Origin of the sequence: Corallococcus exiguus, assembly GCF_009909105.1 — a bacterium.
GTDB classification, from domain to species: Bacteria; Myxococcota; Myxococcia; order Myxococcales; family Myxococcaceae; genus Corallococcus; species Corallococcus exiguus.
The window spans coordinates 710-15,261 of the sequence record NZ_JAAAPK010000024.1 but is presented as its reverse complement, the minus strand read 5'-3'; the positions used below and the strand labels follow the sequence as shown (position 1 = coordinate 15,261).

Sequence of the window (14,552 nt, the reverse complement as noted above, 5' to 3'; positions counted from 1 at the left end):
TGTTGCTGATCATCCACCACCTCGTGGTGGACGCGGTGTCGTGGCGCATCCTGGTGGAGGACCTGGAGACGGCGTACCTCCAGCTCCAGTCCGCCCGCGCTCCGGCGCTGCCCGCGAAGACGACGTCGTTCCTGTCCTGGGCGCAGCGGCTGGAGAAGCACGCCCTGTCGGAAGTGCTGGGCGAGCAGGAATCCTTCTGGCGGGAGGCGATGCGCGGCGACGTGGCCCCGCTGCCCGTGGATGGTCCGGGTCCGTACACGTACGCGTCTCGAAGCAGCGTCTCGGTGGAGCTGGATGCGGAAGAGACGCGACAGCTGCTCCAGGAGACGCCCACCGGCTGGCGGGCGCGAATCGACGACGTGCTCCTGACCGCGCTCGGGCGGACGCTGGGAGAATGGACGGGGAAGCCGGACGTCCTCATCGAGTTGGAGGGTCATGGCCGCGAAGAACTGTTCGCGGACGTGGACGTGTCGCGCACCGTAGGCTGGTTCACGTCCGTGGCGCCGGCCCTGCTGCGGCTGCCGTCGAGTGGCTCGCTGGGTGAAGGGCTGCGCGCCGTGAGGGACTCGCTGAAGGCGTGGCCCGGCCGGGGCATCGGCTTCAACCTGCTGCGCCACCTGGGGCCTCCGGAGACGCGGGCCCGGTTGGCCGCGCTGCCCAAGGCGCAGGTGTCGTTCAACTACCTGGGCCAGCTGGACGGCACGGCCGCCGCCAGCACGCTCTTCACCCTGAGCGACGAGCCGGTGGGTCCCATCGTGGAGCCCCGGGCCTTGCAGCCGCACGCGCTGGCCGTGGACGGATCGGTGCTCCAGGGCCGGCTGCGGATGACGTTCGGCTACAGCCACCAGCAGCACCACGAGGCGACGGTGCGCACGCTGGCGGAGCGCTTCCTCGGAGTGCTGCGCGAGCTCATCGCCCAGCGCCATTCAGAGGACGCGCGGCGGCGCACTCCCGGCGACTTCCCGCTGGCCCGCCTGTCCCAGGCCGCGCTGGACGCGGTGTTGGCGGCGCAGGGCCCCACGGTGGAGGACGTGTTCCCGCTGTCCCCGCTCCAGGAGGGCATGCTCTTCCACGCCCTGAATGATCCGGAGGCGGCCTACTACTTCGAGCAGGCCGGGTGGTCGAGCCACTCGGACGTGGACATCGCGCTGCTCCAGCGGACGTGGCAGACGGCGGTGGACCGCAACCCCATCCTGCGCACCGCGTTCGTGTGGGAGGGCCTGGAGTCGCCGCTCCAGGTGGTGCACTCGCAAGCCACGCTGCCGTTCATCGTCCACGACTGGCGCCACCTGCCAGAGGCGGAACAGCCGGCCGCGTTGGCGAAGCTCACGGCGGAGGACCGTGCGCGCGGCTTCGACGTGTCTCGGGCGCCGCTGTCGCGGATGACGGTGGTGCGCCTGGGCGAGTCGCGCTGGCGCTTCCTCTGGAGCCACCACCACCTGCTGATGGACGGCTGGAGCATGGGCCTGTTCTTCCAGGAGGTCTTCGCCCTCTACGACGCCGTCCACGCCGGGACGCCACCGCCGCCCATGGGCCGGCCTCCGTTCCGCGACTACATCGCGTGGTTGGACCGCCGGGATCTGGTGGAAGACGAGCGCTTCTGGCGAGACCAGCTCACGGGCCTGTCGGCGCCCACGCCCCTGCCCTCGGCGCGGCCTGCGTCCCTGGTGCGGCCCAGCACGTCCGAGAAGCGGCCCGACGTGAGGGTGACGCTGCCGGCGCCAATGACCACCGCGCTGGAGTCCTTCGCGCGGCGGCATCAGCTCACGCTCAACACGCTGACGCAGGCGGCCTGGGCGCTGGTCCTGGCGCGCCACGCGGACACGCGAGACGTGCTCTTCGGAACGACGCTCGCGGGCCGTCCGCCGGAGCTGCCGGGCGCGGACGCCATGCTGGGCCTGCTCATCACCACGCAGCCGGTACGAATCACGCTGCCCGGTGATGGCGAACCCGTGCTGCCGTGGCTCCAGGCGCTCCAGGCGAAGCTGCTGGGCATCCAGCAGCACCAGTACTCGCCGCTGGTCTCGACGCATGGCTGGAGCGACATCCCCCGAGGACAGCCGCTCTTCCAGTCGCTGTTCGTCTTCGAGAACTACCCGTTCGACGAGTCGGTGTTGCGCCGCTTCACCGCGATGGACCTGCGCGACCTGGAGTTCGGCGACAGCACGAACTACCCGCTGTCGGCCACCGTGATACCGCGCGAAGAACTCCAGTTGCAGCTGGTCTACGACGCGGGCCACTTCGACGCGGACGCCATGCAGAGGGTGTTGGGCCAGTGGCGGCAAGCGCTGGAGGGATTGCTCCAGCCGGACGCCCGGATCGAGGACGTGTCACTGCTGCCCGCGGAGGACCGCGCGTGGCTGCTGCGCACCGGCATCGGCGAAGCAATGGACTTCGAGCGCGACGCCACCCTGCATGCGCGCTTCGAACGCCAGGCCGCCGCGACGCCGGACGCACACGCCGTGGTGTTCGGCGGGACGACGCTGACCTTCCGCCAGCTCAACGCGCAGGCGAACCAGCTCGCCTGGCACCTGCGGTCGCTGGGAGTGGGCCCGGAGGTGACGGTGGGCCTGTGCCTGGAGCGGTCGGCGGAGGCCATCGTGGCGCTGCTGGCGGTCCTCAAGGCCGGAGGCGCCTTCGTGCCCGTGGATCCGGCTGCGCCTGCGGCTCGCAGGTCGTTCGTCCTCAAGGATGGTGGCGCGAGCGTGCTGGTGACGACGCGGGCCCTGCAAGAAGCGTGGCGCCCGGAGGTGCCCCACCTGGTGCGGCTGGACGCAAAACCTGTCGGACAGTCGGACAGGTTTGGGAAGGCCGCGTCGGGAGCCGAGGCCAGCGAACCTGTCGGACAGTCGGACAGGTTTGCTGAGAACCTGCCGCCGGCGGCGGGCCCGGCGAACCTGGCCTACGTCATCTACACGTCGGGCTCCACCGGCACGCCCAAGGGCGTGATGGTGCAGCACCGGTCGGTCCTCAACTTGCATCAGGCTCTGACCCGCAGCCTCCACGCAGGGTTGGCACCGGGACAGCGCGTCACCGTCAACGCGCCGCTGCACTTCGACGCATCCATCGCCCAGGTGGTCCAGCTGCTGAGCGGCCACTGCCTGCACATCGTCCCGGACGACGTGCGGCAGGACGCGGAGGCGATGGTGGCGTGGCTGGAGGGCCAGCGCATCGACGTGCTGGACTGCACGCCGTCGCAGCTGCGGCTCATGCTGGCCTCGGGCCTGCTGGAGCGCGCCCACGTGCCGGGAGTCATCTCCGTCGGTGGCGAGGCGGTGGACGAAAGCTCCTGGCGCCAGCTGCGTGCATCCAACCGCACACGGGCGTTCAACGAGTACGGCCCCACGGAATGCACGGTCGACGCGGCGGACTGGCGCATCCAGGACGCGGCCCAGCAGACGCCTGTCATCGGGCGGCCCCTGGCCAACCTCAACGCGTACGTGCTCGACGGGCACCAGCGACTGGTGCCTTTGGGAACGCCGGGCGAGCTGTGCCTCGGCGGTGAAGGCGTCACGCGTGGCTACCTGGGCCGACCGGACCTGACGGCCGAACGCTTCGTGCCGGATCCGTTCAGCACGGAGCCCGGCGCGCGGCTCTACCGCACGGGTGACAAGGCCCGCTGGCGCGAGGACGGCACGCTGGAATACCTGGGCCGGTTGGACTTCCAGGTGAAGCTGCGCGGCTATCGCATCGAGCTGGGCGAGATTGAAGCCGCGCTGCGCTCGCACCCGGACATCCGGGACGCGGTGGTGCTGGTTCGGGAGGACCGGCTCATCGCCTGGATCGCGCCCCAGGTGGACACGGCGCCCCTGCGTCAGCACCTCCGGCGGACCCTACCGGAGTACATGGTGCCCGCCGCGTTCGTTGTGCTGGACGCCCTGCCCCAGACCCCCAACGGCAAGGTGGACCGCGACGCCCTGCCCTCGCCAGAGGCCGCCCCGGCCTCCGAGCGCGTCATCGAACCGCCCTCGACGCCCACGGAGGTGACGCTGGCCTCGCTGTGGAGCGAAGTGCTCCGCGTCCCGGCGGTGGGCCGCCATGACGGCTTCTTCGAACTGGGCGGCCACTCGCTGCTGGCCACGCAGCTGGTCTCGCGAGTGCGTGCGCGCTTCGGCATGGAGCTGCCCCTGCGGGCGCTGCTGGAAGGCCCCACCGTGGCGGAGTTGGCGCGCCGGATCGACGCGCTCCAACAGCCCCAGCAGCAGGATGCGTCCGCTTCCGCGCTGCCCTCGCTGGTCCGCGCGGAACGGCCGGACGTGCTGCCGCTGTCGTTCGCGCAGCAGCGCATGTGGTTCGTCGAGCAGCTGGGTACCGCGGGCACCGCCTACAGCATCTCGCACCTGATGGACCTGGACGGCTCGCTGGACGTCATCGTCCTGCTGGCCGCGTTCGACGAACTGGTGCGCCGCCACGAAGCGCTGCGCACCACGTTCCAGTCGCGCGAAGGCACGCCGTCGCAGGTCATCCACCCGCCGTTCCCCATGTCCCTGCGGCACGCGGACCTGTCCGCGCTCCCGACGCACGAGGCACGAGAGGCGGAGGTGTCGCGGCTGGCCCGGGAGGAGTCCTCCACCCCGTTCGACCTGGAGCAGGGCCCGCTGTTCCGAGGGCTCCTGATGAAGCTCGGGGCCACGAAGCATGTGCTGCTGCTCAACACGCACCACATCGTCACGGATGGCTGGTCCACCGGTGTGCTGGTGCGGGAGATGGGCGCGCTCTACGCGGCGTTCGCGGCGGAGCAGCCGTCGCCGTTGCCGGAGCTGACGGTGCAGTTCGCGGACCACGCCCTCTGGCAGCGCGCCTGGTTCCAGGGCGAGGTGCTGGAGTCGCAGGTCGCGTACTGGCGTGACCAGCTTGCGGGTGCTGCCCCCTACCTGGAGCTGCCCACGGACCACCCGCGTCCATCACTTCAGGGGGCCTATCGCGCCAGCTCCCAGCCCCTCGTCCTGTCGCGGGAGCTGAGTGAAGCGGTGGAGGCATACGCGCGGCAAGCGTCCTCCACGCCGTTCATGGTGCTGCTCACGGCGTTCCAGTTGCTGTTGCACCGGTACTCCGGACAGGAGGACGTGCTCGTGGGGTCGCCCATCGCGGGCCGTCGCCACGCCGAGTCGGAGTCGCTGATCGGCTACTTCGCGAACACAGTCGTGTTGCGCACCCGGATGCGCGGGACACAGCGCTTCCGCGAGCTGCTGGACGCGGTGCGCGCCACCACGCTGGGCGCCTACGAGCACCAGGACCTCCCCTTCGAAAAGCTGGTGGAGGTGCTCCAGCCGGAGCGCGACCTGGGCCGCACACCGCTCTTCCAGGTGACGTTCACGCTCCAGAACGCACCCATGCCAGAGCTGGCGCTGCCAGGACTGACACTCAAGGCCCGCGAGGACCTGAAGGAGTCCACCCACTTCGATCTGCAATGCGTGCTGGCTCGAGGGCCGGACGGCTTCGAAGGCGTGCTGGGCTTCAACCAGGACCTGTTCGATCCGGACACGGTGGCCGGCATGGTCGAGCACCTGCGGGTGCTGCTGGAGTCCGCGCTCCGCTCGCCGGACGCGCGGCTGCCGGGGCTGCCGTGGCTCACCGGGGTGGAGCGTCAGCGGCTGCTCTCCGATTGGAGCGGCTCCTCCCGCGACTTCCCGCGTGACGCGTCCGTGGCCTCGCTCTTCACCGAGCAGGCCGCGCGCACTCCGGACGCCACGGCGCTCAAAGCCGGTGAGCGGCGGATGTCCTACGCGGCGTTGGACCGGGCTTCGAACCAGCTCGCGCATCACCTGAGGCGTCAGGGCGTGCGGCCCGGCCACCGGGTGGGCCTGTGCGTGGAGCGTTCATTCGAGAGCATCACCGCGCTGCTCGGCATCCTGAAGGCCGGCGCGGCCTACGTGCCGGTGGACCCCCAGGCCCCCGCGGAGCGCATCGCGTGGGTGCTGCGCGAGGCGGGCGTCAGCCTGCTCGTGACCGAGGATGCGGTGGCAGACGAGCTGCCGGCCGTCACGGACCTCCAGGTCCTGTTGGACGCGGACGCCGCTGTCATCGCAAGGCAGTCCGAAGCGGCGCTGGACCTGGCGGTGTCCTCGGAGGCGCTGGCCTACGTGATGTTCACGTCGGGAAGCACCGGCCGGCCCAAGGGCGTGAGCGTGCCGCACCGGGGCATCACGCGCTTGGTGCGCGGCGCGGACTTCATCCACTTCGGTCCGGAGGAGGTCTTCCTCCACCTGGCACCCATCGCGTTCGACGCGTCCACGCTGGAAGTCTGGGGCGCGCTGCTGAACGGGGCGACGCTGGTCGTGGCCCCCGCGGGCGCGCTGTCGCTCGGGGACACGGGCGCGCTGCTGCGGCGCGAGGGCATCACCACGCTGTGGCTCACCGCCGCCCTCTTCGAGCAGATGGTGCTGCACCAGGGCGACGCGCTGGCCCGCGTGAGGCAGGTGCTGGCGGGTGGCGACGTGCTGCCCGTGGAGCGCGTGCGTGAACACCTGAAGCGGCTGCCCCCGGGCGCCGTGCTGGTCAACGGCTACGGCCCCACGGAGAACACCACGTTCTCCGCCACGCACACGCTGCGCGCCGGTGACACCGTGGGCCGCTCGGTACCCATTGGCCGGCCGCTGTCGAACTCCACGGCGTGGGTGCTGGACGCGACGCTCCAGCCCGTACCGCCGGGTGTGCCGGGCACGCTGTACGTGGGCGGAGACGGCCTGGCCTGGGGCTACCTCCAGCGCCCGGACCTCACCGCCGAACGCTTCATTCCCCACCCCTTCGCCGCTGAACCCGGAGCGCGCCTCTACGACACGGGCGACCGCGTGCGCTGGCTGCGTGACGGGACATTGGAGTTCCTGGGCCGCGCCGACTTCCAGGTGAAGCTGCGCGGCTTCCGCATCGAGCTGGGCGAAATCGAAGCCGTGCTGCGCCAGTCGCCGGAGGTCGAAGAGTCGGTGGCCGTGGTGCGCGAGGACGTGCCCGGCGACAAGCGCCTCGTGGCCTACGTGGTGAGCGGTGAAGGCCTGGACACGGGCGTGCTGCGGGCAGCCGTGCAGAAGCAGCTGCCGGACTACATGGTGCCGTCCGCCATCGTGGTGCTGCCGAAGTTGCCGATGAGTCCCAACGGCAAGGTGGACCGCAAGGCCCTGCCCGCGCCGAAGGCCCGTGTGGCGGACCCCGCATCCGCCACGCCCCGGAGCGCATTGGAGAAGGCGCTCGCGGACATCTGGGCGGAGGTCCTGCATCTGGAGACGGTGGACATCCACGGCGACTTCTTCGAGCTGGGTGGGCACTCGCTGCTGGCCACGCAGGTGGTGGCGCGCATCCGTTCATCGCTGGGCCTGGAGCTGCCACTGGGCGAGCTGTTCCGCGCGCCCACGGTGGCGTCGCTGGCGGAGCGGCTGGTGGATGCCCGCCGCACCCAGGCGCCGCCGCTGGTTCCCGTGTCGCGCACGTTGGCGCCCGCTCTGTCCTTCGCGCAGCAGCGGCTGTGGTTCGTGGACCAGTTGGAGCCGGGCAGCCCGCTCTACAACATGCCGCTGGCGCTGAGCCTCACCGGCGACCTCGACGTGGAAGCATTGCGCGGAAGCCTGGACGCGCTGATGGCGCGGCATGAATCCCTGCGGACCACCTTCCGCATGGAGGCGGGCAAGCCGGTACAGGACATCCACCCGGAGGGCCACGTCCCCCTGGAATTCGTGGACCTGACGGGCCTGGGAAGTCGCGCCGCGAAGCAGGCCGAAGCCCAGCGCCAGGGCCACGCGGAGACGCTCCGCCCGTTCGACCTGACGCGCGGGCCGGTGATCCGTGCACTGCTCATGAAGCTGGACGCGCGCGAGCACGTGCTGGTTCTGCACCTGCATCACATCGTGTCCGACGGCTGGTCGCTGGGCGTCCTCGTGCGGGAGCTCACGGCCCTCTACGCGGCGCTGCGAACGGGCCAGCCCGTGACGCTGTCCCCGCTGCCAGTGCAGTACGCGGACTACGCCGTCTGGCAGCGCGGCTGGCTCCAGGGCGGCGTGCTCCAGGCACAGGTGGAGTGGTGGAAGCAGCAGTTGTCCGGGGCTCCCTTCGTGCTGGACCTGCCCACGGACCGGCCGCGGGCGGCCGGTGCGGATCGGCGCGGTGGGCGGATCCGGGTGTCGCTGCCGCGCGCCCTGAGCGAGCGCGTGGAGGCGCTGGCGCAAGCGGAAGGCACCACGCCCTTCATGGCGCTGCTGGCGGCGTTCCAGGCCGTGCTGTCGCGCACGTCCGGACAGGACGACGTGCTGGTGGGCTCGCCCATCGCGAACCGCCGGCAGGCGGAGACGGAAGGCCTCATCGGCTTCTTCGTGAACATGCTGGTGCTGCGCGGGCGCTTCAGCGCACGGACGACGTTCCGCGAGCTTCTCGCGCAGATGCGCACCACCACGCTGGGCGCCTACGAGCACCAGGACATCCCGTTCGAACACCTGGTGGAGGCGCTCCAGCCCGAGCGTGACCTGGGCCGCACGCCGCTGTTCCAGGCGATGTTCGCGCTCCAGAACGCCCCCTTGCCGGAGCTGGCGGTGCCCGGCCTCTCCGTGGCGCCAGCCCATCTGGAGGGCGACGCCCCCTCGCAGTTCGAGCTGGCCCTGAACCTGAGCCGCTCGGCGGGCGGCTACGAGGGCCACCTGGGCTACGCGGCGGAGCTGTTCGACACGGCCACCATCGAGCGGCTCTTCGCCCAGCTGCGGCGGTTGCTGGAAGCCGTGTGCGACGCGCCGGACCTGCCGCTGGCGGACGTGTCGCTCGTCTCGCCGGAGGAGCTGGTGCGGCTGGTGCGCGTGGGCAGCGGCGAGTTGGTGGACTTCGAACGGGACGCCACGTTGCACGGCCTCATCGAGCGGCAGGTGGCGCGCACCCCGGATGCCCCCGCTGTCGTGTTCGAGGCGTCGTCGCTGACGTACCGGCAGCTCGACACGCGGGCGAACCAGCTCGCGTGGCGGCTGCGCTCGCTGGGCGTGGGGCCGGAGGTGAAGGTGGCGCTGTGCCTGGAGCGTTCGGTGGAGGCCATCGTGGCGCTCCTCGCGGTGCTCAAGGCCGGTGGCGCCTTCGTCCCATTGGATCCTTCCGCCCCGGCGGCGCGCAGGGACTTCGTGCTGAAGGACAGCGGCGCGGCAGCGCTCGTCACGACCGAAGCCGCCTGCGGGGACTGGAGCCCCGACGGCGTCCACGAAGTGTGGCTGGACGTCGAGCAGACCGGCCTGGGCGCCCTCTCGCATGAGCCCCCGCCCGCCCTGACGGGCCCGGAGCACCTGGCGTACGTGCTGTACACGTCCGGATCCACGGGCACGCCCAAGGGCGTGATGGTGCAACACCGCACCATCCTCAACATGCACCGGGCCTTCATCCGCGCCTTCTACGCGGGCCAGCCCAAAGGCCAGCGCGTCACCGTCAACGCGCCGCTGTACTTCGACGCGGTGATGGACCGCGTGGTGCAGCTCATCGACGGCCACTGCCTCCACATCGTCCCGGACGCGCTGCGCGTGGACCCGGAGGCGATGCTGGCGTGGCTGGACCAGCACCGCATCGACTCGTTCGACTGCACGCCCGCGCAGCTCAAGCCCCTCCTGGCGGCGGGGATGCTGGAGCGGGCCTGGGTGCCACCCCTCGTGATGATGGGAGGCGACGCACTGGACGCGGAGGCGTGGCGCAAGCTGGCCGCGACGGACCGCACGCGCGTCTTCAACGGCTACGGCCCCACGGAGTGCACGGTCTGCACGGCGGGCGTCGTCATCCAGGGGAGCCTCCGCACGGAGCCCTTCATCGGCCGGCCCGTCGCGAACCTGAATGCGTACGTTCTCGACGCGAGGCAGCGCCTGGTGCCCTTCGGCACGCCGGGAGAGCTGTGCTTCTCCGGCGAAAGCGTCACGCGCGGCTACCTGGGCCGCCCGGACCTGACGGCCGAGCGCTTCGTCCCGGATCCCTTCAGCGCCGAGCCTGGAGCCCGCCTCTACCGCACAGGCGACAAGGGCCGCTGGAGGCCGGACGGCACGCTGGAGTTCATGGGCCGCCTGGACTTCCAGGTGAAGCTGCGCGGCTACCGCATCGAGCTGGGCGAAATCGAAGCCACGCTGCGCACCCACGCGGGCGTCCGTGACGCGGTGGCCCTGGTGCGCGAGGACGTGCCGGGCGACGCGCGGCTCGTGGCCTACGTGGTGACGGACGGCGACACGGAAGGACTGCGCGAGCACCTGCGCCGGCACCTGCCGGAGTACATGGTTCCGTCTGCTTTCGTCGCCCTGCCCGCCCTGCCGCTGACGCCCAACGGCAAGGTGGACCGCAAGGCGCTGCCCTCACCGGAGGCGCGGCTGCGTGCCGCGCGCTCGTACGAGGCCCCGGCGACGCCCGCGGAGGTGGCCCTGGCCTCGCTGTGGGAGGAGCTGTTGAACGTGCCCGTGGTGGGCCGCAACGACCACTTCTTCGAGCTGGGCGGCCACTCCATCCTGGCCACGCAGCTGGTCTCCCGCATCCGCGCCCGCTTCGGCGTAGACGTGGGCGTCCGGGCGCTGTTCGAGTCCCCCACCGTGGCGGCGCTCGCCCAGCGGCTGCCGGATGCACCGGAGGCCAACGCCCTGCCACCGCTGCGGCCCACCGCGACGCCCGGTCCGCACCCGCTGTCGTTCGCGCAGCAGCGGCTGTGGTTCATCGATCAACTGGACCCGGGCAGCGCGCTCTACAACATGCCCACGGCGCTGCGGCTCTCCGGCGCGGTGGATGTGCCCGCGCTCCAGCAGGCCTTCGACGCTCTGGTGGAACGCCACGAAGCGCTCCGCACCACCTTCGAAGCGCACGACGGTGAACCCCGCCAGCACGTGCACCCCGCCCCCACCGGAGTCCTGTCGGTGGTGGACCTGACGGGCCTGCCCGACGACGAGAGAGAGACGGAGGCGGTGCGGCTCGCGAGCGAGGACGCGCTGAAGCCCTTCGACCTCGCCGTGGGCCCGCTGGCGCGCCTCACGCTCCTGAAGCTGGGCGAAGAGGAGCACGTGTTGCTCCTGTGCCTGCACCACGCCATCGGCGATGGCTGGTCCATGAGCATCCTGGTGCGCGAAGTCACCTCGCTCTATGAGGCCTTCCGGCAGGGCCAGCCCTCGCCGCTGGCTCCATTGCCGGTGCAGTACCCGGACTTCGCCGTGTGGCAGCGCGGCTGGCTCCAGGGCGAAGTGCTGGACGCGCAGCTGGGCTGGTGGACGCAGCAGTTGGCCGGAGCCCCGCAGGCGCTGGCATTGCCCACGGACAAGCCGCGCCCGCCCCAGCGCTCCGCCAGGGGCGCGACGTTCCCGGTGCGCCTGTCGCAGTCGTTGAGCGAAGCGGTGGAGGCCCTGGCCCAGCGCGAAGGGGCAACGCCCTTCATGCTGTTGCTCGCGGCCTTCCAGACGCTGCTGCACCGGTACTCCGGTCAGGAGGACCTGCTGGTGGGCACGTCCATCGCGGGCCGGCGCCACGCGGAGACGGAGGGCCTCATCGGCTTCTTCGTCAACACGCTGGTGCTCCGCGCACGGTTCGACGGCCGCCCGTCGTTCCGCCAGCTGCTCTCGCAAGTGCGCGCCACCACGCTGGGCGCATACGAGCACCAGGACATCCCCTTCGAGCGGCTGGTGGAGGCGGTGCAGCCCGCGCGCGACCTGTCGCGCACGCCGCTCATCCAGGCCCTCTTCGCGCTCCAGAACCTGCCGGAAGCAGAGGTGCGCCTGCCGGAGCTGACGCTGCGTCCGGTAGAGGTGGACCTGCCCTCGACGAAGTTCGACTTGGACCTGAGCATGGCCCGCACGGAGCGGGGCTTCGAGGGCGCCCTCTCCTACGCCACGGACCTCTTCGAACCCGCCACGGCCCGCCGGCTCTCGGAGCACTTCCTCCAACTGCTGGAAGCCGCCGTCACCCGGCCGGACGCGAAGGTGGACAGCCTGCCCCTGCTGACGGCGGAGGAGCGCCAGTGGGTGCTGGAGGAGTGGAGCGGCGAGACGGCTCCCTTCGAAGTCGACGTGCCCTTCCACGCGCGCTTCGAACAGCAGGTGACGCGCACGCCGAAGGCGCCCGCCGTGGTGATGGGCGACACCTCCGTGTCGTTCCACCAGCTCAACGTGCGCGCGAACCAACTGGCGCATTACCTGCGCTCGCTGGGCGTGGGCCCGGACGTGCCGGTGGCGTTCTGCCTGGAGCGTTCGCCAGAGGCCATCGTCACCATCCTGGGCATCCTCAAGGCGGGCGGCGCATACGTGCCGCTCGACCCGACGGCACCTGAAGCGCGCAAGGCCTTCATCCTGGAGAACAGCGGCGCGGCCGTGCTGGTGACCACCCAGGCGCAGGTGGAGTCGTGGCAGCCGCCGACGCGGCACGTGGTGCGGCTGGACGCGGACGCGCGGCGCATCGAGTCGTCCTCGCCGGGCAACCCGCGGTCGGGCGTGCGGCCGGAGCATCTGGCCTACGTCATCTACACGTCGGGCTCCACGGGCGCGCCCAAGGGCGTGATGATCCAGCACCGCTCGCTGGCGCACCTGCGGCGCGCGATGAACGAAACCTGCTTCGACCGGGCGTCGTCCCGGCCGCTGCGGGTCAGCGTCAACGCGCCGTACTTCTTCGACGCGTCGGTGCAGCAGCTGTCGCTGATGCTGGACGGCCACTGCCTGTTCCTCGTCCCGGAGACCGTGCGGCGGGATCCGGAGGCGATGCTCACGTGGGTGGAGCAGCACCGCATCGACCTGCTGGACACCACGCCGTCGCAGTTCCAGCTGCTGCTGGAGGCGGGCCTGCTGGAGCGCGAGCATGTGCCGAGCCTCTGCTCCATCGGCGGCGAAGCCATGGACGAGGTGACGTGGCGCACGCTCACGGCGACGGATCGGACCTGGGCCTTCAACGCCTACGGTCCGACCGAGGTCACCGTGAACGCGATCATCGCCCCCATCCAGGGCAGCCCCATGTCCACGCCCGTCATCGGTCGCCCGCTGCTGAACCTGGGCGCGTATGTCCTGGACGCGAACCTGAACCCCGTGTCCGTGGGCGTCCCGGGCGAGCTCTACATCTCGGGCGAGGGTCTGGCGCGCGGCTACCGCCACCGGCCAGACCTCACGGCGGAGCGCTTCATCCCCCATCCGTTCAGCACGGAGCCCGGGGCGCGGATGTACCGCACGGGCGACCGGGTCCGGTGGATGCAGGATGGCACCCTGGAGTACCTGGGCCGGGTGGACTTCCAGGTGAAACTGCGCGGCTACCGCATCGAGCTGGGTGAAATCGAGGCCGCGCTGCGTGCATCTCCGGGCGTCCGCGACGCGACGGTGTTGCTGCGTGAGGACGTCCCCGGACTCCCGCGACTGGTGGCGTATGTAACGCCAGAGGTGGACACCGCGACGCTGCGGGGACACCTGCAGCGCTCGTTGCCGGAGTACATGGTGCCCGCGGCCTATGTCGCCCTGCCCGTCCTGCCACTGACGCCCAACGGCAAGGTGGACCGCAAGGCGCTGCCCGTCCCCGTGGACGGACCCGTGAGCCCCGAGACCCACGTAGGCCCCAGGAACGAAGTCGAGGCGCGGGTCGCGGCGCTCTGGGCGGAGGCGCTGGGCGTGTCCACCGTGGACGTGCGCACCAGCTTCTTCGAACTGGGCGGGCACTCGCTGCTCGCGGTGCGGCTGATGGCGGCGGTGCACCGGGAGATGGGCCGGAAGCTCCCACTGTCGGCGCTCTTCCAGGCCCCCAGCGTGGAGCGGTTCGCGGTCCTGCTGGCAGAGGCCGAGCCGAAGCCCTTCACCCCGCTGGTGCCCTTCACGAAGGAAGGCACGGGCAGCGCGCCGCCGTTCTTCTTCGTGCACCCGGTGGGAGGCAACGTGCTGGCCTACGCGGAGCTCGCGCGGAGGCTGGGACCGGATCAGCCCTTCTACGGTATCCAGGCCCGAGGCCTCGACGGCGCGGATCAGCCGCTGGACACCGTGGAGGCCCTGGCCGCCAGCTACGTGCGGGTGGTGCGTGGGGTCCAGCCCCACGGCCCGTATCTCCTGGGCGGTTGGTCCCTGGGCGGCGTCATCGCCTACGAGATGGCGCACCAGCTCCGCGAAGCAGGTGAAGCGGTGGAGCTGGTGGCGATGATCGACTCGTACGTTCCAGAGACGGTGTCGGACTCGGAGCCGGACCTGGACCGCACGCTGGCGGTGGGCATGTTCGCGCAGGACCTGATGGGCGTGTCGCTGGCGGACCTGGACGTGGACACGGCGGAGTTGGCGACGCTGGAGCCTGAAGCGGCACTCGCGAAGGTGCTGGAGTCCGCGGCCCGGTCCGGCGCGCTGCCACCCGGAGTGGACGCCACGGCCCTCTTCCAGGTCTTCGAGGCGAACCTCGAAGCAGCCCGGCGCTACCACCCGCCCGCCATGGATCAGCGGGTGGTGCGCTTCCAGGCGGAAGAGCTCGTCGATGACACGGGCACGGGAGACGGTGGCTGGGCGGCGCTCGTGGGAGACCGGCTGGAGTCGCATCGCCTGCCGGGCACCCACTACACGCTGCTACGCGATCCGGTGGTCCAGTCCGTGGCGGAGTTGCTGATGAAGGCGCTCCGCGACGCGGGCAAGAAGTAA

General features: G+C 71.1%; 1 protein-coding gene (cut by a window edge). It reads left to right on the top strand.

What is annotated here, in order from left to right; genetic code table 11:
* On the top strand, positions 1-14,552 hold part of the coding region annotated (locus GTZ93_RS41900) for a non-ribosomal peptide synthase/polyketide synthase (RefSeq protein ID WP_161663375.1) (this coding region is incomplete at its 5' end). The annotated region extends 14,674 nt beyond the left edge of the window; 14,552 of 29,226 annotated nt are visible.